The 20,484-nt window shown below is 65.8% G+C and carries 25 protein-coding genes; 20 read left to right on the top strand and 5 right to left on the bottom strand.

Annotated features, from left to right (window positions below; genetic code table 11):
• The 10 genes from rplE to sppA all read left to right on the top strand — a co-directional run bounded on the left by rplE (window position 1) and on the right by sppA (window position 5,891).
• The gene (gene rplE / locus AB4Z42_RS03540; RefSeq protein ID WP_442007712.1) at window positions 1-567 is read left to right on the top strand and encodes a 50S ribosomal protein L5; all 567 of its coding nucleotides are present in this window, start codon (window positions 1-3) and stop codon (window positions 565-567) included.
• Between the two features lie 4 nt (window positions 568-571).
• On the top strand, window positions 572-757 hold the full coding sequence (locus AB4Z42_RS03545) for a type Z 30S ribosomal protein S14 (RefSeq protein ID WP_006245130.1): 186 nt from the start codon (window positions 572-574) through the stop codon (window positions 755-757).
• 90 nt (window positions 758-847) lie between these two features.
• Window positions 848-1,246 (top strand): 30S ribosomal protein S8, encoded by a 399-nt coding sequence (rpsH, locus tag AB4Z42_RS03550; RefSeq protein WP_442007713.1) that lies wholly within the window; start codon window positions 848-850, stop codon window positions 1,244-1,246.
• 13 nt (window positions 1,247-1,259) lie between these two features.
• Window positions 1,260-1,799, top strand: coding sequence for a 50S ribosomal protein L6 (gene rplF / locus AB4Z42_RS03555; protein WP_442007714.1), 540 nt, complete (start codon window positions 1,260-1,262; stop codon window positions 1,797-1,799).
• A 47-nt stretch (window positions 1,800-1,846) separates the two neighbouring features.
• On the top strand, window positions 1,847-2,215 hold the full coding sequence (rplR, locus tag AB4Z42_RS03560) for a 50S ribosomal protein L18 (RefSeq protein ID WP_442008108.1): 369 nt from the start codon (window positions 1,847-1,849) through the stop codon (window positions 2,213-2,215).
• Window positions 2,216-2,240: 25 nt separating this feature from the next.
• On the top strand, window positions 2,241-2,912 hold the full coding sequence (gene rpsE / locus AB4Z42_RS03565; RefSeq protein WP_442007715.1) for a 30S ribosomal protein S5: 672 nt from the start codon (window positions 2,241-2,243) through the stop codon (window positions 2,910-2,912).
• A 3-nt stretch (window positions 2,913-2,915) separates the two neighbouring features.
• Window positions 2,916-3,101 (top strand): 50S ribosomal protein L30, encoded by a 186-nt coding sequence (gene rpmD / locus AB4Z42_RS03570; RefSeq protein ID WP_442007716.1) that lies wholly within the window; start codon window positions 2,916-2,918, stop codon window positions 3,099-3,101.
• Window positions 3,098-3,538 carry a 50S ribosomal protein L15 gene (rplO, locus tag AB4Z42_RS03575; RefSeq protein ID WP_442007717.1) on the top strand — a complete coding sequence of 147 codons (441 nt, stop codon included), beginning with the start codon at window positions 3,098-3,100 and terminating at the stop codon, window positions 3,536-3,538. Before rpmD ends, rplO begins: the two co-directional genes overlap by 4 nt.
• Window positions 3,539-3,658: 120 nt before the next feature.
• Entirely contained in the window at window positions 3,659-4,006 is a 348-nt protein-coding gene (locus tag AB4Z42_RS03580) for a DUF732 domain-containing protein (RefSeq protein ID WP_442007718.1), read from the top strand.
• Between the two features lie 88 nt (window positions 4,007-4,094).
• Window positions 4,095-5,891, top strand: a complete 1,797-nt coding sequence (gene sppA, locus AB4Z42_RS03585) for a signal peptide peptidase SppA (RefSeq protein ID WP_442007719.1) — start codon at window positions 4,095-4,097, stop codon at window positions 5,889-5,891.
• 12 nt (window positions 5,892-5,903) lie between these two features.
• Here the strand turns inward: sppA and AB4Z42_RS03590 are convergent, their stop codons facing one another.
• Both AB4Z42_RS03590 and AB4Z42_RS03595 read right to left on the bottom strand, forming a co-directional pair.
• Window positions 5,904-6,554 (bottom strand): L-fuculose-phosphate aldolase, encoded by a 651-nt coding sequence (locus AB4Z42_RS03590; protein ID WP_442007720.1) that lies wholly within the window; start codon window positions 6,552-6,554, stop codon window positions 5,904-5,906.
• The gene (locus AB4Z42_RS03595) at window positions 6,551-7,528 is read right to left on the bottom strand and encodes an NAD(P)-dependent oxidoreductase (protein ID WP_442007721.1); all 978 of its coding nucleotides are present in this window, start codon (window positions 7,526-7,528) and stop codon (window positions 6,551-6,553) included. The genes AB4Z42_RS03590 and AB4Z42_RS03595 overlap by 4 nt, the downstream gene beginning before the upstream one ends.
• Window positions 7,529-7,558: 30 nt before the next feature.
• Between AB4Z42_RS03595 and AB4Z42_RS03600 the strand changes: the two genes are divergently transcribed.
• The gene (locus AB4Z42_RS03600; RefSeq protein WP_442007722.1) at window positions 7,559-8,896 is read left to right on the top strand and encodes a xylulokinase; all 1,338 of its coding nucleotides are present in this window, start codon (window positions 7,559-7,561) and stop codon (window positions 8,894-8,896) included.
• On the opposite strand, the gene AB4Z42_RS03605 is transcribed toward AB4Z42_RS03600, so the two are convergent.
• From AB4Z42_RS03605 to AB4Z42_RS03615, 3 genes are read right to left on the bottom strand one after another with little or no spacing between them, the layout of a single operon-like run.
• A complete protein-coding gene (locus AB4Z42_RS03605; protein ID WP_442007723.1) occupies window positions 8,893-9,792 on the bottom strand; it encodes a class I SAM-dependent methyltransferase in 900 nt (299 codons plus the stop codon). The genes AB4Z42_RS03600 and AB4Z42_RS03605 overlap by 4 nt on opposite strands.
• 6 nt (window positions 9,793-9,798) lie before the next feature.
• The gene (locus tag AB4Z42_RS03610; protein ID WP_442007724.1) at window positions 9,799-10,728 is read right to left on the bottom strand and encodes an SAM-dependent methyltransferase; all 930 of its coding nucleotides are present in this window, start codon (window positions 10,726-10,728) and stop codon (window positions 9,799-9,801) included.
• Window positions 10,728-11,660 carry a class I SAM-dependent methyltransferase gene (locus tag AB4Z42_RS03615; RefSeq protein WP_442007725.1) on the bottom strand — a complete coding sequence of 311 codons (933 nt, stop codon included), beginning with the start codon at window positions 11,658-11,660 and terminating at the stop codon, window positions 10,728-10,730. The genes AB4Z42_RS03610 and AB4Z42_RS03615 overlap by 1 nt, the downstream gene beginning before the upstream one ends.
• A gap of 271 nt (window positions 11,661-11,931) precedes the next feature.
• On the opposite strand from AB4Z42_RS03615, the gene secY reads away from it, so the two are divergent.
• From secY to AB4Z42_RS03660, 9 genes are all read left to right on the top strand, one after another.
• Window positions 11,932-13,269 (top strand): preprotein translocase subunit SecY, encoded by a 1,338-nt coding sequence (secY, locus tag AB4Z42_RS03620; protein WP_442007726.1) that lies wholly within the window; start codon window positions 11,932-11,934, stop codon window positions 13,267-13,269.
• On the top strand, window positions 13,266-13,814 hold the full coding sequence (locus AB4Z42_RS03625) for an adenylate kinase (protein WP_442007727.1): 549 nt from the start codon (window positions 13,266-13,268) through the stop codon (window positions 13,812-13,814). Before secY ends, AB4Z42_RS03625 begins: the two co-directional genes overlap by 4 nt.
• Before the next feature lie 17 nt (window positions 13,815-13,831).
• Window positions 13,832-14,629 carry a type I methionyl aminopeptidase gene (gene map, locus AB4Z42_RS03630; RefSeq protein WP_442007728.1) on the top strand — a complete coding sequence of 266 codons (798 nt, stop codon included), beginning with the start codon at window positions 13,832-13,834 and terminating at the stop codon, window positions 14,627-14,629.
• A gap of 78 nt (window positions 14,630-14,707) precedes the next feature.
• Entirely contained in the window at window positions 14,708-15,232 is a 525-nt protein-coding gene (locus tag AB4Z42_RS03635) for a sigma-70 family RNA polymerase sigma factor (protein WP_442007729.1), read from the top strand.
• A complete protein-coding gene (locus AB4Z42_RS03640; protein WP_442007730.1) occupies window positions 15,229-15,957 on the top strand; it encodes an anti-sigma factor family protein in 729 nt (242 codons plus the stop codon). The genes AB4Z42_RS03635 and AB4Z42_RS03640 overlap by 4 nt, the downstream gene beginning before the upstream one ends.
• A gap of 79 nt (window positions 15,958-16,036) precedes the next feature.
• Window positions 16,037-17,767 (top strand): thiamine pyrophosphate-binding protein, encoded by a 1,731-nt coding sequence (locus AB4Z42_RS03645; protein WP_442007731.1) that lies wholly within the window; start codon window positions 16,037-16,039, stop codon window positions 17,765-17,767.
• Window positions 17,748-18,419, top strand: coding sequence for an SRPBCC family protein (locus AB4Z42_RS03650; protein ID WP_442007732.1), 672 nt, complete (start codon window positions 17,748-17,750; stop codon window positions 18,417-18,419). Before AB4Z42_RS03645 ends, AB4Z42_RS03650 begins: the two co-directional genes overlap by 20 nt.
• 7 nt (window positions 18,420-18,426) lie before the next feature.
• On the top strand, window positions 18,427-19,437 hold the full coding sequence (locus AB4Z42_RS03655; RefSeq protein ID WP_442007733.1) for a 3-oxoacyl-ACP synthase III family protein: 1,011 nt from the start codon (window positions 18,427-18,429) through the stop codon (window positions 19,435-19,437).
• The gene (locus AB4Z42_RS03660; RefSeq protein WP_442007734.1) at window positions 19,437-20,474 is read left to right on the top strand and encodes a pyridoxal phosphate-dependent aminotransferase; all 1,038 of its coding nucleotides are present in this window, start codon (window positions 19,437-19,439) and stop codon (window positions 20,472-20,474) included. Before AB4Z42_RS03655 ends, AB4Z42_RS03660 begins: the two co-directional genes overlap by 1 nt.
• Window positions 20,475-20,484 lie beyond the last annotated feature (10 nt).

The raw sequence follows: 20,484 nt of genomic DNA on the forward strand, positions 1-20,484 counted from the left end.
ATGACCTCCACTGAAGAAAAGACACTGCCCCGCCTCAAGCAGCGCTACCGCGAAGAGATCAAGGACACGCTGCAGAAGGAATTCGGCTACGGCAACGTCATGCAGATCCCTGGCGTCGTCAAGGTCGTCGTCAACATGGGAGTCGGAGACGCCGCCCGCGACGCGAAGCTGATCAACGGCGCGGTCAACGACCTGGCGCTGATCACCGGTCAGAAGCCCGAGATCCGCAAGGCCCGCAAGTCCATCGCACAGTTCAAGCTGCGTGAGGGGATGCCGATCGGTGCGCGCGTGACGCTGCGCGGCGACCGGATGTGGGAGTTCCTCGACCGGCTCATCTCCATCGCGCTGCCGCGTATCCGCGACTTCCGCGGACTGTCGCCCAAGCAGTTCGACGGGACCGGCAACTACACCTTCGGGCTTACCGAGCAGTCGGTGTTCCACGAGATCGATGTGGACTCCATCGACCGCCCCCGTGGCATGGACATCACCGTCGTCACCTCGGCGACGAACGACGACGAAGGACGAGCGCTGTTGCGGGCGCTGGGCTTTCCCTTCAAGGAGAACTGAGCAGATGGCAAAGAAGGCACTGGTCAACAAGGCCAACAAGAAGCCCAAGTTCAAGGTGCGCGGTTACACCCGTTGCAACAGGTGCGGTCGCCCGCACGCGGTTTACCGCAAGTTCGGGCTCTGCCGCATCTGCCTGCGTGAAATGGCGCACGCCGGCGAACTGCCGGGTGTGCAGAAGTCCAGCTGGTAACAGCACTACTACTGACCAAAAAGGTTGCGGTAGGCCCCAAAGGGATTGAGCCCATAGGGGAACCGCCGCGAGGAAGGTGAACCGGCTGTCATGACCATGACGGATCCGATCGCAGACTTCTTGACACGTCTGCGCAACGCCAATTCGGCGTACCACGACGAAGTGACTCTGCCGCACAGCAAGATCAAGGCGAACATCGCCGAGATCCTGAAGAGCGAGGGTTACATCACCGACTACCACACCGAGGATGCGCGGGTGGGCAAGTCGCTTGTGGTGCAACTGAAGTACGGCCCGAGCCGTGAACGCAGCATCGCGGGACTGCGCCGGGTGAGCAAGCCCGGTCTGCGTGTCTACGCGAGGTCCACCAATCTGCCCCGCGTTCTCGGCGGCCTTGGCGTGGCGATCATCTCCACGTCGTCCGGCCTGAGAACCGACCGCCAGGCGGCCCGTGAGGGTGTCGGCGGCGAAGTCCTCGCGTACGTGTGGTGAGGGAGAACTAACTATGTCTCGAATTGGAAAGCAACCGGTCCTGGTTCCCTCCGGGGTCGACGTGACGATCGACGGCCAGAACGTGTCGGTGAAGGGCCCCAAGGGGACTCTTGAGCTGGCGGTGGCCGAACCGATCAAGGTGTCGCGCGACGACGACGGCGCCATCGTGGTGGCACGCCCCAACGACGAGCGCCTCAACCGCTCGTTGCACGGTCTGTCGCGCACCTTGGTCGCCAACCTCGTCACCGGCGTCACCGAGGGTTACACCATCAAGATGGAGATCTTCGGCGTCGGTTACCGCGTGGTGGCCAAGGGCAGCAACCTCGAGTTCGCCCTGGGCTACAGCCATCCCGTGCTCATCAACGCTCCTGAGGGTGTGACGTTCGCGGTGGAGACACCGACGAAGTTCTCGATCACGGGCATCGACAAGCAGAAGGTCGGCCAGATCGCGGCGAACATCCGCCGCCTGCGTAAGAGCGATCCCTACAAGGGCAAGGGCATTCGCTACGAGGGTGAGCAGATCCGCCGCAAGGTCGGAAAGACAGGTAAGTAGTAATGGCTACCAACACAAAAGATTCCGCGACGTCGGTGCGTAAGCCCGTGGGGCAGAGCGTGTCCGCGGCCCGGCGGACCTCGCGACTGCGCCGGCACGCCAGGCTGCGTAAGAAGATCGAGGGCACGGCCGAGGTGCCGCGCCTGATGGTCAACCGTTCGTCGCGGCACATCCACGTGCAGCTGGTGAACGATCTCGACGGCACCACCGTGGCCGCCGCGTCCTCGATCGAGGCCGACGTGCGCGCGGTGGACGGTGACAAGAAGGCCCAGAGCGTGCGGGTCGGTCAGTTGATCGCCGAGCGCGCCAAGGCCGCAGGCATCGACGCGGTGGTGTTCGACCGCGGTGGTTACACCTACGGCGGACGCATCGCCGCACTTGCCGACGCAGCACGCGAAGGCGGGCTGAAGTTCTAATGACTGACTACGGAAGGACTGCATGATGGCCGAGCAGGCTGGCGCCGCTCCGGCGCAGGACAACCGCGGTGGCGGTCGTGGTGACCGCGACGGCCGGGGTCGTCGCGACGACCGCGGAGGCGGCCGAGGCGGCCGCGACGGCGGCGAGAAGAGCAACTACATCGAGCGCGTCGTTGCGATCAACCGTGTCTCCAAGGTGGTCAAGGGTGGCCGGCGGTTCAGTTTCACCGCACTGGTCATCGTCGGCGACGGTAAGGGCATGGTCGGTGTGGGTTACGGCAAGGCCAAAGAGGTCCCCGCGGCCATCGCCAAGGGCGTCGAGGAAGCGCGCAAGGGCTTCTTCCGCGTTCCGCTCATCGGCGGAACCATCGTCCACCCGGTGCAGGGCGAGGCCGCTGCGGGCGTCGTGATGCTGCGCCCGGCCAGCCCCGGTACCGGTGTGATCGCCGGCGGTGCGGCGCGTGCCGTGCTGGAATGCGCTGGCGTGCACGACATCCTGGCCAAGTCGCTGGGCAGCGACAACGCGATCAACGTGGTGCACGCCACCGTTGCCGCGCTCAAGCTGCTGCAGCGTCCAGAAGAAGTGGCGGCCAGGCGTGGCCTGACCGTCGAGGAAGTTGCGCCGGCAGGCATGCTGCGGGCGCGTCGCGAAGCCGATGCGCTTGCCGCGTCGGCCGCGCGTGAAGGAACGGCTTAACCCATGGCAGAGCTCAAGATCACCCAGGTGCGCAGCACCATCGGTGCGCGCTGGAAGCAGCGCGAAAGCCTGCGGACCCTCGGGCTGCGCAAGATCAGGCAGTCCGTGGTCCGTGAGGACAACGCGCAGACCCGTGGACTCATCAAGACCGTCCACCACCTCGTCGAAGTAGAAGAGGTCTCAGGATGACAATCAAACTGCACGACCTGCGCCCCGCGCCGGGTTCGAAGACCGCGAAGACCCGTGTGGGTCGCGGTGAGGGCTCCAAGGGCAAGACCGCCGGTCGCGGTACCAAGGGCACCAAGGCGCGCAAGAACGTCCCAGCGACGTTCGAAGGCGGCCAGATGCCGATCCACATGCGGCTGCCGAAGCTCAAGGGCTTCCGCAACCGGTTCCGCACCGAGTACGAGGTCGTCAACGTCGGCGACCTCAACAAGCTGTTCCCCAAGGGCGGCGATGTGGGTGTCGACGAACTGGTGGCATCGGGCGCCGTACGCAAGAACTCGCTGGTGAAGGTGCTCGGCGACGGCAAACTCACCGCGAAGGTGAACGTGACCGCTCACAAGTTCAGTGGGAGCGCGCGCGAGAAGATCACCGCCGCAGGCGGATCCGCGACCGAGCTCTGACCGAGTTGTACACATGAGCCCCTGCCGTTACGGTGGGGGCTCTTGTGTACGCGGAATGCGGTAACGCAATCGGCTGTGGGAGCGATCTACATCCCGCGTGCCGAAAGTTCAGGAGCTGACATGACCACTGTCCGTCGCGCCATCACTGTCGTGATGGTCGCCGCCGGCTTCGCAGTCTTCGGCGGCGGCGCGTCCGTGCACGCCCAGGACGCGGACGAGCAGTTCGAAAAGGCCGTGAACTCCCTGGGCATCACGGCGGGTGACGAAACCGACATCCCGGCGCTCGGCAAGAACGTGTGCAACACGATGGCCACGGAAATGGCACGTAACCCCAATCCGCCGCCGGTCGTCCGGGGCATCGTCAGCTCGTTGCAGAACAGCAACCTGAGTCGTGAGCAGGCAGTGGGCTTCATGCAAGCGTCGGTGGCCATCTACTGCCCGCAGTTCATCCGGTACATCGGACGCTGACGTCCGCAGCCTGCTAGCTGCAATAACGGAATCGCTTCTGCGGCCTGCGACTCCGTAGAGCCTGGCAACCCATCGGTAGGCTCACAGGATGTTCGCATTTCTGCCCGGCGTGCCCGGGATCGACGACCTTCGCGCACTCGGCAGGCGGGTCGACACCGCCCGCCATCACGGAATCCCGGACGGGTGTGTGCTGGAACTCGATCTGACATCTGTGCCGCAGGAGACCAGCGGCTTCGACCCGATGGCGATGATCACCGGCGGCAACCGGCCGTTGGTGCTTCGCGACACCGTCGCGGCCATCCATCGAGCGGCCGACGATCCACGGGTGGCGGGGCTGATCGCGCGCGTCGAACTTCCCGCCGCCGCTACCGGGCCGGTGCAGGAGCTGCGCGCGGCCATCTCGGCATTCAGTGACGTCAAACCGTCGGTGGCCTGGGCCGAGACCTACCCGGGCACGCTGTCGTACTACCTCGCTTCTGCGTTCCGAGAGGTGTGGATGCAGCCGTCGGGCACGGTCGGGCTGATCGGGTTCGCCACCAGCGCGATGTTCCTGCGGGATGCGCTCGACAAGCTCGGCATCGAGCCGCAGTTCGTCGCGCGCGGCGAATACAAGTCCATTGCAAACCGTTTCACGCAGGACAGCTACACCGATTCGCACCGCGAGGCTGACAACAGACTGATCGAGAGTCTGCATGCGCAGGTGTGGCAGGCGGTCGCCCAATCGCGCCATCTCGAGTCATCGGAGGTCGACGCGCTCGCCGACAGGGCGCCGCTGTTGCGCGACGACGCCGTCACCGGCCGATTGGTCGACCGCATCGGATTCCGTGACGAGGCGTACGCGCGCATCGCCGAACTCGTTGGCGCACCGGGTATTTCGCCTGGAACTGGGGACCCGGATGCTGACGACGCACCGCCACGGTTGTACCTGTCGCGCTACGCCAAGGCGACCGCATCGCGGCCGTCCCCACCCATGCCGCCGCTGCCCGGCCGAAAGGGCAAGCCGACGATCGCCCTCGTCACTCTCAACGGTCCGATCGTCAGTGGCCGGGGCGGGCCGCAGGTGTTGCCGATCGGCAATTCCAGCGCAGGCGCCGACACCATCTCCGCCGCGCTGCGCGAGGCAGCGGCCGACGCTTCCGTCTCCGCGATCGTGCTGCGCGTGGACAGTCCCGGCGGATCGGGTTCTGCGTCGGAAACCATCTGGCGTGAGGTGAACCGGGCCCGGGACGGCGGCAAGCCGGTCGTCGCATCGATGGGTGCTGTCGCGGCCTCCGGCGGTTACTACGTGTCGATGTCCGCCGACGCGATCGTGGCCAACGCGGGAACCATCACCGGATCGATCGGTGTCGTGACCGGCAAGCTGGTCGCACGCGGGCTGAAGGACCGTCTCGGCGTTGGCTCCGATTCGGTGCGCACGAACGCCAACGCCGACGCATGGTCGATCGACCAGCCCTTCACCGAGGCGCAGCATGCGCATGTCGAAGCCGAGGCCGACCTGTTCTACAACGATTTCATCGAGCGGGTCGCTGTGGGGCGCAGGATGACCGTCGACGCCGTCGATGCGGTCGCCCGTGGCCGGGTGTGGACGGGAGCCGACGCGCTCGAGCATGGTCTCGTCGACGAACTCGGCGGCCTTCGCACCGCGATCGCGCGCGCCAAGGTGCTGACCGGGCTCGATCCCGACGACGACGTCCGGCTGGTCAGCTATCCGGGCTCGTCGGTGCTCGACTTCCTGCGGCCCAAGCCGTCATCCGCGCCCGCCGCCGCATCGCTGTCCGATGCGCTCGCGGTGTTGGTGAGCCGCTCGGTGGCCGGGGTGTTCAGCCAGGCGGACCGATCCATGACCGGTATCACCGCGCTGTGGTTGGGCGACTATCGCTTCTGACGAGCCAGCTGATCAGTTCTTGCGGAGATAGCCGTATACGGCGGAAAAGTTCTTGTTGACCTCGTCGGGGATCGGCACCGGCCCGCCGAGAGCGCGTGCGCCCCAGGCGATCTGTGCGGTGCGCTCCACCAGCGCGGTGACGTGCAGCACCTTGTCGGGCCGCGGCCCGACGGCGACCAGGCCGTGGTTGGCGATCAGCGCTGCGGCCCTGCCCTCCAACGCCTTGACGGCGTTGTTCCCCACATCCGCTGTCCCCGATGCCGCGTAGTCCGCGCACCGGATGTCCCCGCCGCAGTAGACGGCGAACTCGTCGATGCAGGCCGGAATCGACTGGTGCGCGACCGCGAACATGGTGGCCCACACCGGATGACTGTGGATCACGCTGCCGATGTCGTCGAATGCGCGATAGCACGCAAGGTGCAGCTCCATCTCCGTCGACGGGCCCCGGCCCTCCTTGGCCGCCAGCACGCTGCCGTAGCGATCGACGAGCACGAGGTCGTCGAGCGCCATATCGCGATAGTCGACCGACGACGGTGTGATCACGAGGTTGCCGTCGCTGCGTCTGGCCGAGATATTGCCAGCGGTTCCCTCGACGAGTCCGCGGCGCAGCATGTCCTTGGCCGTCGCGAGCACCGCGTCCTCGGGGTCTTCGACGAACTTCATGAGGACAGCACCTCCGGGTTGACGATATGGGTAGGCGCGCGCCCGGAAAGAAGCGCCTGGAGGTCGTCGGCGACGATCCGCGCCTGCCGGGCTTCAGTGTTCCACGTGGCACCGCCGATATGGGGAGTGAGCACGACGTTGGGCATGCGCGTGAGCGGATGGTCGACCGGAAGCCACTCGCCGACGAAGTGATCGAGTCCCGCCGCGCCGATCTTGCCGCTGCGCAGTGCGTCCACCAGTGCATCGGTGTTGTGCAGCTGAGCCCGAGCGGTGTTGAGGAACACTGTGCCGTCGCGCATTCTCGCGAACTGATCGGTGCCGATCATCTCCACGGTGTCGTCGTTGACGGGTGCGTGCAGCGAGACGATGTCGGCCTGGGCGAGGAGGTCGTCGAGGCTGTGAAGCGCCTCGTCGTTGTACGGGTCGTGGGCGATCACCGTCACCCCGAGTCCCTGCAGCCGCCAGCGCAGCGCGCGCGCCACGGCGCCGAGACCCACCAGGCCGGCCGTCAGCCCCGCGATCTCCCATGCCCGGAACCGTTGGTAGGGAATGGTGCCGTCGCGGAACACTTCGCCGGCCCGGACGTCTGCGTCGGCGGTCAGCAGGTGCCGCGTGGCCGCGAAGAGCAGTGCGATCGCCATTTCTGCGACCGCATCGGCGTTGCGGCCGGGTGTGTGCAGCACCGGTATACGCGCTGCGGTCGCCGCCGCGATGTCGACGTTGTTGGGATCCCCACGGGTGGATGCAATGGCACGCAACGGCAGGTCGAGTACCGAGCCGCTGACCGAATCACCCTCCACGACAAGGATATCGGCGTGCTCGGCGGTGGCCCTCTCCGCAAGTTGCTCGGCGGAGTAAATCCGCAGTGGGCGCTGCTCGATCCACGGGTCGTAGACGACGTCGACCAACTGCTTCAGCGTGTCGAAACCCGGACCGCGGAGGGGGGCCGTCACGAGCGCGCGAAGTCTGCTCACGAATGGACATGCTGGCGTACGGTAGCGCCCGTGTCAGCAGAAGCCGCCACAATCGGCATCGACATCGGCACGACAGCAGTCAAGGCCGTCGCCGTCGACGAAGACGGGCAGGTGACGGCCAGGGCGCGGATTCCGCATCGGCTGCGGGTGCCCGCCCCGGACCGACTCGAGCACGACGCCGGCGAGGCGTGGCGGCAGGGCCCGCTGACGGCATTGTCCGAACTGGGCCGACCCGATGCCGCCGCGGTCGCGGTGACCGCGATGGTGCCCTCGCTGACCGCCGTCGACGGCGACGGGCGGCCGATGACGCCGGGGCTGCTCTACGGAGACGTGCGCGGCCGTTCGGCCGCGGGTCCGCAAACCACATTCCTGTCCGGCGAGGCCGTGGAATTCCTGCGCTTCACGGTGGGGGAGGCGCCCAGCGCACGTGGGTACTGGCCCGCGATGGCGGTGGCCAACGAGGCGCTGGCGGGCGAGTCGATGATCGACAACTCCACTGCGAGCACCGCCTATCCGTTGTTCGACGGCAACGGCTGGAGTGAAGCGGTGTGCGCCGACTGCGGCACGACACCCGAGGCGATGCCCCGGGTGGAGACGACGGGCGCCGCGGCGGGCCGGGTGCGCGACGGCGGCGCCGTCCTGGCGGCGGGGGCAGTCGACGCGGTGTGCGAACAGATCGTGGCCGGCGCCGACCAGGTCGGCGACGTGCTCGTGATGTGCGGCACGACGCTGATCGTGTGGGTGACCATCGACCAATTTCGGGACGTTCCAGGCCTGTGGACGCTTCCGCATCCGGTGCCTGGCAGGTGTCAGATCGGCGGGCCGAGCAACGCGGGTGGTCTCTTCCTCGGCTGGGTGGACCGCCTCGTCGGGCCGGGTGACGACGCCGAACCAGGACGGGTGCCGGTGTGGTCGCCGTATGTGCGCGGTGAACGCGTCCCGCTCCACGACCCGGATCGCCGTGGTGTGCTTGACGGGTTGGACCTCACGCATGACGGCGCGTCGGTGCGACGGGCCGCCTTCGAGGCATCGGGATTCGTTGTGCGCCAACTCATCGAGATGAGCGGCGCCACAACGACCCGTATCGTCGCGACCGGGGGAGGCACGCGTGTCGCCCCGTGGATGCGGGCCATCGCCGACGCCACCGGATTACCTGTCAGCGTGTCCGGCGTCGCCGAAGGGGCCGCGCTGGGCGCGGCGTTTCTAGGCCGGATGGCCGTGGGGCTCGAATCGTCAATCAACGATGCCGCCCGGTGGGCGTCGGTGGAACGCGTCGTCGAGCCGGACCCGGCTTGGAGTGCGGCGGTCGAGGACCGCTACGGCAGATTCTTGGAGTTGGCGACCGCTCCGGAGGCTTCGGAGAACTAAGCCTTCACTGCCGTCAAGTAGCTCATGTCCGCGAAGAACCCCATCGCTCCATCCTCGGGGAACGCGAATCCATTGGCGGCGTAAGCGTCTCGCATCTTTTTGGCCGTGACGTTCCAACCGTGTGCTGTCAGGTACTCGATGACGTCATTGCGTTCGTCGCGATAGATGAGCTCCGACATTTCGACGTCGTGTCCGTACTGCTTGAGTCGATCGGCCATCTCCTGTGATCGCTCGTCGAAGAATGCACTGACGTCCGGAATGTGCTCGGTGGCCAGACGGCTACCGGGTGCGCTGAGTTCATCGATACGGTCGAACAGTAGGTCCTGCGCCTCCGGTGGCAGATAGATCAACAGCCCCTCGGCGATCCATGCTGTCGGTTGCGTCGGGTCGAAGCCATTGTCCAGCAGTACTTTCGGCCAGTCCTCGCGAAGGTCGATCGCGATCGCACGCCGGTCAGCAGCGGGCTCGGCGCCCAACTTCGTCAATGTTTCGCTCTTGAACGCGATGACCTCGGGCTGGTCCATCTCATAGACGGTGGTACCTGCGGGCCAGGCCAGCCGATACGCCCGCGCGTCCAGTCCTGCGGCCAGGATGACGGCCTGGCGCACTCCCGCGGCGGTCGCATCGGTGAACAGCGTGTCGAAATGGCGTGTGCGAACAGCCATTCCCTCCGCTGCGCGGCGGGTGTTGAAACGAGGGTCGACCTCCTCGAGGTCGATCTCGCCGTCGAGCGCGCGGATGAAGACGTCGAGTCCGACCGCACGCACCAGCGGCTCGGCGTATGGGTCGTAGATGAGTCCCTCACGATTGCTCAGCACCCGCTGGGCGGCGACCATCGTCGCGGTCGACCCCACGCTGGACGCCAGATCCCACGAGTCGTTGTCTGTACGGGGCATGAGTTCCTACTTTCTGGTCGCTACGACAGCGAGTGACTCCCGCAGCGGCACAAGGGTCTCGGTGTCGGGGAATGTGCGTCCATAGCCGGCGAACACCTCCGGACGAGGACGGGCGGACACCTGCCAGCCGTGCTCGGTGAGGTACTCGATCACGCCGTTGCGCTCACCCTTGTAGAACAGCTTGGTGATGTCCATGTCGACCGGGGCTTGGGTCAGTTCGGGGCCCCAGTGCTCTTTCATCTCCTGCAGGCGCGCGCCGATACTGGCGGCGGCATCGGGATGGTACTCGGTGGCAAGCCGGCTTCCCGGCGCGCTGAGCGCGGCGATGTCGTCGAACAGCCGGTCCTGCGCATCGGGCGGCAGGTACACCAGCAGGCCTTCGGCGCTCCACGCCGTCGGCTGATTCACATCGAAGCCGCTGTCACGCAACGCTTTCGGCCAGTCTTCGCGTAGGTCGATACCGACCGTCCTGTGCTCCGCGGCGGGGGATGCGCCGATCGACGCCATCGTCGATGTCTTGAACTCGATGACTTGCGGCTGATCGATCTCGTAGACGACGGTCCCGTCCGGCCACGATAAGCGGTACGCGCGTGAATCCAGGCCGGACGCGAGGATCACCGCCTGCCGGATTCCGGCCGTGCCGGCGTCGACGAAGAAATCGTCGAAGAACCGCGTCCGCACCGCGATGGAGGTGGCCAGAAACGCCGGGCCGCCGGGGTTGCCGCCGTCGGGCAGTTCGACCTCCCCGTCGGCGAGGCGGGTGAAGAAATCCAGGCCGACCGCGCGCACCAGCGGTGCGGCATACGGGTCATCGAACAGCGGGTCGTCTTCACGACTGGCCACCGCGCGCGCCGCGGCGACCATGGTTGCGGTGGTGCCGACGCTGGACGCCAGATCCCAGCTGTCCCCGTCCGTTCGACTGTCCGTGCCGCTCATTACTTGAGTATGCCGCTGACGTACTGCAGGTCACCGAAACGTGCGACGTCCTCATCGGCGTCGATGATTTCGGGCAGACCGTTCTCGCTGAGCAGCTGCTTGACGCTCTGCGACGAGATCTGCCAGCCGTGATCGGCCAGATACATGGAAGCCTCGTTGCGATCGCCCATGTAGATGAGGTCGGCGAAGTCGAGTTCGAAACCGTGGTCCCGCCACTGCTGTGCGGCCTCCTGCATCCGCTCGATCGCCTTCTCGTGGTCGGCCGGGTCGATGCCCGGTGTGCTCTCCACTGCGACGCGACTTTCAGCGGAGCTGAGCTCGGTGATCGTGTCGAGCAGCTTGTCCTGGGCCTCCGGCGGCAGGTAACCGAGCAGTCCCTCGGCGCTCCACGCGGTCGGCTGGCTCGGGTCGAAACCCGCCGCGATCAGTGCCGACGGCCAGTCGAAACGGAGATCCACCGCTACGGTCCGGCGGTCGGCGGTCGGTTCGGCGCCGAACTCGGCGAGCGTCTTGGTCTTGAACTCGATGACCTCGGGTTGATCGATCTCGTAGACCGTGGTGCCCGCGGGCCACGCCAGCCGGTAGGCCCGCGAATCGAGGCCGGACGCCAGGATGACCGCCTGGCGGATGCCTGCGGCGGCCGCGTCGGTGAAGAACTCGTCGAAGAACTTGGTCCGGACCGCCATGTTGTCGGTCATCCGCGCCATCCCGACCGAAGCGTTGTCGGCATCGATGTCCTCGGCACGCAGTTCGCCGCTCGCCAGCTTGGTGAAGAATTCCACGCCGACGGCGCGCACCAGCGGCTCGGCGAAGGGATCGTTGATCAGCGCGTCGTCGGCGGTCGTCGCGATCGCGCGCGCCGCGGCGACCATCGTTGCCGTCGCGCCGACGCTCGACGCGAGATCCCAGGTGTCGTTCTCAGTCCTTGCCATCATCTGCCCCTAACGAAGTTATTTACTTAGTAGATTTAACGAGATGGCTCCACGGTATGTTCCCGAGCTGAGAGCGGACTGTGAGTGCCGGTCCGGGCGGCATGATGCAGGGCATCCGAGCTGCAACTGTTAGTCTCGTAGACTGTTTGACGCGTGACTTCGCAGGCTGCGAGCCTGACGGGGTGGCACACCCGACTTAACCAAGAACTCGCTGGTCAGACCAGCCACATTTGCATGCCGCTAGTCACAGGTCGGCTGCGCAGGAGGAAGAGTGCTTTCGGCTTTCATCTCGTCACTGCGAACAGTCGACCTGAGGCGGAAAATCCTCTTCACAATCGGCATCGTCGTCCTGTACCGGATCGGTGCATCGATTCCGTCGCCGGGTGTCAACTACCCGAACGTGCAGCAGTGCATCTCAGATGTCAGTGGGGGTGCCTCGGGACAGGTCTACTCGCTGATCAACCTGTTCTCCGGCGGCGCGCTGCTGAAGCTGTCGGTATTCGCGGTCGGCATCATGCCGTACATCACCGCAAGCATCATCGTGCAGCTGCTGACCGTCGTGATTCCACGGTTCGAGCAGCTCCGCAAGGAGGGCCAGTCCGGTCAGACCAAGATGACGCAGTACACGCGTTATCTGGCGATCGCGCTGGCACTGCTTCAATCCACCAGCATCATCGCGCTGGCCGCCAACGGTGGCCTGCTGCAGGGCTGCACGCTGGACATCATCCAGGGTCAGAGCGAAGGCCTGAACATCTTCACGCTGGTCGTGATGGTGCTCGTGATGACCGCAGGCGCCGCACTGGTGATGTGGATGGGCGAGCTGGTTACCGAGCGCGGCGTCGGCAACGGCATGTCGCTGATGATCTTCTCCAGCATCGCGTCGGCGATCCCCGGCGAGGGCAAGTCGATCCTGGACAGCCGCGGTGGCCTGGTCTTCGCCGCGGTCTGCGCGGCCACGCTGGCCATCGTGGTCGGCGTGGTGTTCGTGGAGCAGGGACAACGACGCATTCCGGTGCAGTACGCCAAACGCATGGTCGGCAGGCGAATGTATGGCGGCACGTCGACGTACCTGCCACTGAAGGTGAACCAGGCGGGCGTCATCCCTGTCATCTTCGCGTCGTCGCTGATCTACATCCCGCACCTCATCACCCAGCTCATCACCAGCGGAGACCAGAACGCGGCCAACGGGTGGTTCTCGAGGTTCATCGCCGAGTACCTCACGAACCCCGCCGACCCGGTCTACATCGGTGTGTACTTCGCTCTGATCGTCTTCTTCACGTACTTCTATGTGTCGATCACGTTCAACCCCGAAGAACGTGCCGACGAGATGAAGAAGTTCGGTGGCTTCATCCCCGGTATTCGCCCGGGCCGGCCGACCGCCGACTATCTGCGATACGTGCTCAACCGGATCACCCTGCCGGGCTCCATCTATCTGGGCGTGATCGCCGTGTTGCCGAACTTGTTCCTGCAGATCGGCAATACCGGCTCCGTACAGAACCTGCCCTTCGGCGGTACTGCGGTTCTGATCATGGTCGGTGTCGGTTTGGATACCGTCAAGCAGATCGAGAGCCAGCTGATGCAACGTAACTACGAAGGGTTCCTGAAGTGAGAGTCGTTCTACTCGGACCGCCCGGGGCGGGCAAGGGAACCCAGGCACAGAAGCTCTCCGAGAAGCTCGGCATCCCGCAGATCTCGACCGGGGACCTGTTCCGCAAGAACATCAGCGAAGGCACCGAATTGGGGGTCGAGGCCAAGCGTTACCTCGACGCCGGCGACCTGGTGCCCAGCACCCTCACCAACGCGCTCGTCGAAGACCGGATCGAGCAGGAGGACGCCGCATCCGGCTTCATCCTCGACGGCTACCCGCGCTCGGTCGAGCAGGCGAAGGCCCTCGACGAGATGCTGAAGAACCACAGCACCAAGCTCGACGCGGTCCTGGAGTTCGCGGTTTCGGCGGACGAGCTGTTCAAGCGGCTCAAGGCCCGTGGCCGCGCCGACGACACCGAAGACGTGATCCGCAACCGCATGCAGGTGTACCGCGACGAGACCGAGCCGCTGCTCGAGTACTACTCCCACAACAACCTGAAGAGCGTCGATGCCGTCGGTGCGCTGGACGAGGTCTTCGCCCGGGCATTGCAGGCACTCGGCCGCTAGCCGGAACGGATACGCCGATGGTGGGCCTGCCAGGGCTACGTAACCGCCGGGTCGTCCCGCAGCGCACCCCTGCTGAACTCGATGCGATGGCCGCCGCGGGCGCTCTGGTCGCCGCTGCGCTGCTCGCCGTCAGAAACGCCGCCGTGCCCGGGGTGTCCACGCTCGCGCTGGACGAGATCGCCGAGTCGGTGATCCGCGACGGTGGCGGTATCCCGTCGTTCCTCGGCTACCAAGGCTTCCCGGCCAGCATCTGCTCGTCGGTCAATGACCGTGTGGTGCACGGCATTCCCTCCGCGACCGAAACCCTGGCATCAGGCGATCTGGTGTCCATCGACTGCGGGGCGATCCTGGACGGCTGGCACGGTGACTCGGCGATCACCTTCGGTATCGGTGCGCTGATCCCCGTCGACGAAGCGCTGTCCGCGGCCACCCGCGAAGCCATGGAGGCGGGCATCGCCGCGATGCTGCCCGGCAACCGGCTCACCGATGTGTCACACGCGATCGAGGTCGAGACGCATGCCGCCGAGGCGCGGCACGGCCGCAAATTCGGAATCGTCGCGGGCTACGGCGGTCACGGCATCGGTAGGCAAATGCACATGGACCCGTTCCTGCCCAACGAGGGCGCGCCCGGCCGCGGCCCTCACCTGGCACCGGGATCCGTGTTGGCCATCGAGCCGATGCTGACCCTGGGCACCACGAAGACAGTGGTCCTCGAGGACGAATGGACTGTCGTCACCGCCGACGGATCGCGCGCAGCACACTGGGAGCACACCGTCGCCGTGACCGACGACGGACCGCGGATCCTGACGCGGTAGAGCGACGACGCGCCGCGGCGCACACTCGACACTGAACCGGATGACCGGCAACCTCGTATTAACAACGGAGGTTGAATTTTGGACAACCCGGAGACCGCAGAAGCGCAGGTCATGCGGGTGCTCTATCAGGAGCACGCCGCCGTTTTGTGGCGCTATGCCGTGCGGCTCACCGGGGATACAGCTCGGGCGGAGGATGTCGTGCAGGAGACGCTGATGCGTGCATGGCGCCATCCCGAGGTGACGGCGGACAGAGAAAGATCCGCACGGGCGTGGCTGTTCACCGTGGCGCGTAATCTCGTGATCGACGAAAGACGGAGCGCGAGGTACCGCAGCGAATCGGGCACCCCCGACATGGAGCAGGCGGCGGACCACGCGGGGCCCGACGAGGTGGAGACGGCGCTGGACCGAATGTTGCTCAGCGAGGCCATGGCCCAACTGTCCGAGGACCATCGGGCGGTCATCAGCCGCGCGTACTACCAGGGCGCCACGACCGCACAGATCGCGGCGGACCTCGACATCGCCGAGGGCACGGTGAAGTCGCGGCTGCACTACGGAATGCGAGCCCTGAGACTCAAGCTGCAGGAGATGGGGGTGACACGATGACACAATTCGGACTACCCAGAGGACCTGAAGGGGTCGACGACGATCGCTATGCGACGTGGGACGCTGCCTACATCCTTGGCTCGTTGTCGGCCGAGGAGCACCGCGAATACGAGGCGCACCTGTCGACGTGTCCGCGTTGCCGGGCCGCCGTTGCGGAACTGAGCGGAATACCGGCGCTGCTGTCCAAACTCGACAGCGCCGATGTCGAGGCGCTCGGCGGCGAGCAGTCGCAGCCACCGCCTCAGGTGCTCGACTCGCTGATTCACCGCGTCAGCGCGCGGCGCAAGCGCTCCCGCTGGATGACCACCGCCGTGCTGGCGACCGCGGCCGCTGTGCTGGCGGTCGCATTGGTGATCGCGATTCGCCCGGAGAGCCTGGGCATGCAGACGGGCACCGACCAGGCCGCCGGATCCGCGATGGCGATGACGAAGGTTTCTCAGACGCCGATCAACGCGACCATCAGCCTGACCGGCTACGGCTGGGGCACCCGCATCGACATGGCATGCACATACGGCGACTGGGGCCGGCGCGACGCACCGCCGCAGAACCTCGGGATGGTCATCGTCGGCCGCGACGGCAGTACGAGCCAGGTCGCAACATGGCTCGGGCTGTCCGGTGCGACGGCGCTGCCCAGCGCTAACACCCCCCTCCCTGTGGAGGAAATCGCTGCTGTGCAACTGGTTTCACCTGACTCGGGCGAGGTACTGCTCGAAAAACAGCTGTGATTCCAGCCACTGGGTGAACCGAATCCATCAACCACACGTGTCCTCTATGAAACAGCGCGAACAGCACTAGGGGAGACCAATGGGCAGGCATCGAGTTGTCGACCACATCGTCGGCCATCTCGCCGCGACGGGCGTCGACTACATCTTCGGTGTCGACGGTGCCAATATCGAAGACCTCTACGACGCGGCGTTCTACCGCGAGGACATCACCGCGGTGCTCGCGAAGCACGAGTTCTCCGCTGCGACAATGGCCGACGGCTACAGTCGCAGCGGCGCGGGACTAGGAGTCGTAGCCGCGACGTCGGGCGGTGGCTGCCTGAACACTGTGCCGGGCCTGGGAGAAGCCTTCGCAAGCCGAGTGCCGGTGCTGGCGCTGATCGGGCAGGCGCCGACATCCCTCGACGGCCGGGGGTCCTTCCAGGACACCAGCGGACGTAACGGTGCACTCGACGCACAGGCGCTGTTCTCGGCGGTGTCCATCTACTGCAGGCGCGTGACGTCACCCGAGGACATCGTTACGGCGCTACCGGAGGCCATTGCCGCCGCCCGCACCGGCGGACCCGCAGTGCTGTTGCTGCCCAAGGATATTCAGCAGGCGACACTGACCGCACACAACGGTGGCGACGTGTCGGTCGATCAGCGTGACGTCCACATCGGCGATCCTCATCCGATTGCGCTTGCGCTACGGCGTGCCGGCGGGCCCGTCACGATCATCGCCGGCGAACAGGTGGCACGCGACGATGCCCGGGCAGAACTCGAACAGCTTCGTGCGCTGCTGCGCGCACGGGTGGCATGCGTGCCAGACGCCAAAGACGTTGCGGGCACGCCCGGAATGGGCTCGTCGTCCGCGCTCGGAGTGACCGGTGTGATGGGCCATCCCGGCGTCGCGGGCGCCATCGCCGAGAGTGCGGTGTGCCTCGTGGTCGGCACCCGGATGTCAGTGACCGCTCGCGCGGGACTGGAAGACGCGATGCGGTCGGCGGAGGTCTACTCGATCGGCGCCGAGACTCCGTATCTCCCGTGCACGCACGTGCACACCGATGACTTGCGCGGATCGCTTTCGCTTCTCATTGAGGCACTGTCGGGCCACGGTCGCCCGGCCCGAGTGCACGTGCCCGATTCGATGCGGCGTTCCGAACTCCGCCCACCTGCGCACGACGGTCCCGGGATTCGATACCGCGACGCGCTCGCGGTCCTCGACCGCGCGTTGCCCGACACCGCCGACATCATCGTCGATGCGGGCAACATCGGCGCTTCGGCGATACATCACCTGCCGGTCCGTCGCGGTGGACGATTCGTCGTAGCCCTCGGCATGGGCGGTATGGGATACAGCTTCGGTGCCGGAATCGGGATGGCCTTCGCCCGCGCTGCCGACACCGGCGGCCGCACGGTCGTCATCTCGGGCGACGGTTCATTCTTCATGCACGGCATGGAGATTCACACCGCGCTTCAATATCGGCTGCCCATCACATTTCTGCTGTTCGACAACCACGCGCACGCGATGTGCGTGACACGCGAGCAGCTGTTCTACGGCGACGTCTACAGCTACAACCGGTTCGGGCCCAGCCGGCTGGGTGCCGGACTGGCGGCGATGTTCCCGGCGCTGCGATCAACCGATGTCCACGAACTCGACGCGCTGCCCGACGCGCTCGAAGGCGCATTCGAAGTCGACGGCCCCTCGGTCGTCAGTATCGAATGCTCCGCAGATGAAATCCCGCCTTTCGCAGCCTTTCTCGGCAATGCCGCCGATGCAGTGAGTCAACCGCACATCGCACAGAAGGAGCAACGCAATGTCGCTGCCCGCGCTTGAAGACATCACCGTCCATCGAGGTTCAGCCGATCCCATCGACGGGGTGATCCGCGTCGAGACATCTCCGAGGGAGAAGGCCACGCCGATCATCATGGAGATGATGCGTTCGGTCTATCCGCACGACGAGGTGTACGGACCGTATTGCACCGTCAATGATTACGTCGACTGTCCCCCCGATGAGTTGTTCGAGTACATGTCCGACACTCGATGCCTCGAGGAGTGGACGTACAGCCTGCGTGGGTTCGAACCCACCGAGGAGCCCGGCCTGTGGGTCGCGTACGACAAGCTCGGCGGGGAGACCGGCAGCCCGATATTCACCCGCACCGTCGCGAACAAGGAGGCGGGTACGGTCGACTATCACTGCGCGTGGGACCAGGGCAAGCACCTCTGGATGATCTACCTCATGCGCATCGTCGATGCCCAGGTGGTGCTCGACAAGCCGGGCTCGGTGGTGCTGTGGACGAACTGCCACCACCCGTTCTACGACAAGAACCCGTATCCGGAGACCGCGCCGCCGAATCGGCCGGTCTGGGTCGGCGACTTCTGGGACATGTTCGGCCCCGGGCACCTGCTGGAGTTGAAGAACCTCAAGGCGATCGCCGAATACCGGCACCGCAACGGGCTTTCCATCACACCGGACTGGATGAAGTGAGGACCTGATGAGCGTCAGCTTGATCGATGTGTCGACATATCTACCCGGGGAACCGATCCCCGCGGATTACTACGCGCAGTTCGCGGAGTCCGACGACCTGCGGGACAACGTGATGTTCCGGGCGCCCAAGTTCCGCCATCACGTGGCCGAGGATGAAACCGCCATCGACATGGTGGAGCGTGCCGCCGCCGGTCTGATCGAACGCCACGGGCACGACACGATCGCGGGTGCCGACATCCTGATCACCCATACCCAGATGCCCGACATCCCGTTCTACGGCGGCGGCGGTGGAATGGCGCATCGCCTTGGGATGAAGCCGAATTGGGTGCTAGATCTGCACAACGGTGGATGTGCGGCCTTCGTGCTCGGGCTGAAGGTGGCGCGCAATCTGATCGAGTCGGGTGAAGGGCGGACCGCATTGATCGCCATCGCCCAGAACGCGGCCGGGCAGGCGTTCGACCAGCCGACGGTCCGGCGCAAGGCGCAGTCGTCGGTTCCCGGCGATGGCGCCGCGGTCGGGCTGGTGACCATGTCGGACCGGTCGCCGATCCTCGACATCGAATGTCGCACCTACGGCGAGTACGCCGGCGATATGACGCTCGCCGTCGATCCGCCGCGGAAGTGGTGGCAGCCCGGCACGGGGGAGGGCTACATCGGTTTCACGGAAAGCAAGATCACCAAGGTGCTGGCCCGTGGCAACCGTCAGGTGCCCGAGGTGTCGTATGCCGTTGCCGACCGAATCGGCGTGAAACCCAAGGATCTCGACCTCCTCGTCACCAATCAGCCCAACCGCGCGTTTCTGCGGAACTGGCGTGAAGCACTGGAGCTGCCCAAGGAACGCCACCGCGACACCTTCGAGGACTGCGGGAACCTGTTCGCCGCGGGCATCCCGATCAATCTGGACCGCGCCATCACCGAGGGCCAGCTGAAGAAGGGCGACATCGTGATGATGTCGGCGTTCGCCCACGCCGGGGACTTCGCAGGAGCCGCTGCCGTGCGATGGGGCGGTCGGGGCTGATGGCCACCCCGAACCGCGAAGTGACCGGCGCCGCTGTCGGCGCTCTACCCCCCGCGGTAAACTCAATGGCGCTGTCACTCAACGAGAATCCGTTCACACCACTTCCCACGGTGCGCTCGGCTCTTGTCTCCGCGATCGACGCAGGCAACCGGTATCCGGAGTTCCTGCCCGAGCGGCTGCGCGCTCTGGTCGCCGAACATGTCGGCGTTCGCGACGAGCAGGTCGTGATCGGTGTCGGTGCCACGGGCGTGATCATGCAGGTGCTGAGCGCCGTGACGAGCCCGGGTGACCGGATGGTGATGACGTCGCCGACGTTCGACGGTTATCCGATCTTCGCGCAGATGTCCCGGCTGGAGTCGGTCACCGTTCCGCTGGACACGCACGGGCACCAGGATCTCGACGCCATGGCCGACGCCGCCGACAACGCCCGGGTTGTCGTGCTGTGCCGTCCGCACAATCCGACCGGAACGGTCGAACCCGCGGCCGATATCGAGCGTTTCCTTCAACGCATCCCGGCCGAAACCGTGGTCCTGCTCGACGAGGCGTATGTGGAGTTCCTCGCGCCGCATCACCGGATCGATGCTCCGGCACTCGTCGCGCGGTATCCGAATGTCGTTGTGGTGCGTACCTTCTCGAAGGCGTACGGGTTGGCCGGCCTGCGCGTCGGCTACGGCTTCTGTGCCCCCGAGCTGGCCCGCAGGCTGTGGACCATGCAGCCGCCGTTCGGCATTGCGATCACCGGACTGGTGGCGGTCGCCGCGTCGTACGATGCGGAAAGTGAACTGCAACAACGTATCCGGATGATCACCGCGGAACGTCGTTATCTGCGCATGCGGCTGAGGGCCTTGGGTGTGTACAGCACCGACTCGCACGCCAACTTCGTTTACCTTCCGTCGTTCGGGCGGCAGTGGCGGGAGGTGTTCGACGACACCGGACTGCAGGTGCGTTCCTACGCCGACGGCGGTGTGCGCATCACCGTCGGTAGCCGTCAGTCCACCCGCGCGGTGGTGGGCGCGGTGCGCGCAGCAGTTCACTGACGGATTTTCG

Source organism: Mycobacterium sp. 2YAF39 (assembly GCF_052114565.1).
Taxonomy (GTDB): Bacteria; Actinomycetota; Actinomycetes; order Mycobacteriales; family Mycobacteriaceae; genus Mycobacterium.

What these genes read in the sequence shown, in the direction of transcription:
- rplE (WP_442007712.1), top strand. Translation starts at nt 1, where the DNA reads ATGACCTCCACTGAAGAAAAGACACTGCCCCGCCTCAAGCAGCGCTAC.
- AB4Z42_RS03545 (WP_006245130.1), top strand. Translation starts at nt 572, where the DNA reads ATGGCAAAGAAGGCACTGGTCAACAAGGCCAACAAGAAGCCCAAGTTC.
- rpsH (WP_442007713.1), top strand. Translation starts at nt 848, where the DNA reads ATGACCATGACGGATCCGATCGCAGACTTCTTGACACGTCTGCGCAAC.
- rplF (WP_442007714.1), top strand. Translation starts at nt 1,260, where the DNA reads ATGTCTCGAATTGGAAAGCAACCGGTCCTGGTTCCCTCCGGGGTCGAC.
- rpsE (WP_442007715.1), top strand. Translation starts at nt 2,241, where the DNA reads ATGGCCGAGCAGGCTGGCGCCGCTCCGGCGCAGGACAACCGCGGTGGC.
- rpmD (WP_442007716.1), top strand. Translation starts at nt 2,916, where the DNA reads ATGGCAGAGCTCAAGATCACCCAGGTGCGCAGCACCATCGGTGCGCGC.
- rplO (WP_442007717.1), top strand. Translation starts at nt 3,098, where the DNA reads ATGACAATCAAACTGCACGACCTGCGCCCCGCGCCGGGTTCGAAGACC.
- AB4Z42_RS03580 (WP_442007718.1), top strand. Translation starts at nt 3,659, where the DNA reads ATGACCACTGTCCGTCGCGCCATCACTGTCGTGATGGTCGCCGCCGGC.
- sppA (WP_442007719.1), top strand. Translation starts at nt 4,095, where the DNA reads ATGTTCGCATTTCTGCCCGGCGTGCCCGGGATCGACGACCTTCGCGCA.
- AB4Z42_RS03590 (WP_442007720.1), bottom strand. Translation starts at nt 6,554, where the DNA reads ATGAAGTTCGTCGAAGACCCCGAGGACGCGGTGCTCGCGACGGCCAAG.
- AB4Z42_RS03605 (WP_442007723.1), bottom strand. Translation starts at nt 9,792, where the DNA reads ATGCCCCGTACAGACAACGACTCGTGGGATCTGGCGTCCAGCGTGGGG.
- AB4Z42_RS03610 (WP_442007724.1), bottom strand. Translation starts at nt 10,728, where the DNA reads ATGAGCGGCACGGACAGTCGAACGGACGGGGACAGCTGGGATCTGGCG.
- AB4Z42_RS03615 (WP_442007725.1), bottom strand. Translation starts at nt 11,660, where the DNA reads ATGGCAAGGACTGAGAACGACACCTGGGATCTCGCGTCGAGCGTCGGC.
- map (WP_442007728.1), top strand. Translation starts at nt 13,832, where the DNA reads ATGGTGGGCCTGCCAGGGCTACGTAACCGCCGGGTCGTCCCGCAGCGC.
- AB4Z42_RS03640 (WP_442007730.1), top strand. Translation starts at nt 15,229, where the DNA reads ATGACACAATTCGGACTACCCAGAGGACCTGAAGGGGTCGACGACGAT.
- AB4Z42_RS03645 (WP_442007731.1), top strand. Translation starts at nt 16,037, where the DNA reads ATGGGCAGGCATCGAGTTGTCGACCACATCGTCGGCCATCTCGCCGCG.
- AB4Z42_RS03650 (WP_442007732.1), top strand. Translation starts at nt 17,748, where the DNA reads ATGTCGCTGCCCGCGCTTGAAGACATCACCGTCCATCGAGGTTCAGCC.
- AB4Z42_RS03655 (WP_442007733.1), top strand. Translation starts at nt 18,427, where the DNA reads ATGAGCGTCAGCTTGATCGATGTGTCGACATATCTACCCGGGGAACCG.
- AB4Z42_RS03660 (WP_442007734.1), top strand. Translation starts at nt 19,437, where the DNA reads ATGGCCACCCCGAACCGCGAAGTGACCGGCGCCGCTGTCGGCGCTCTA.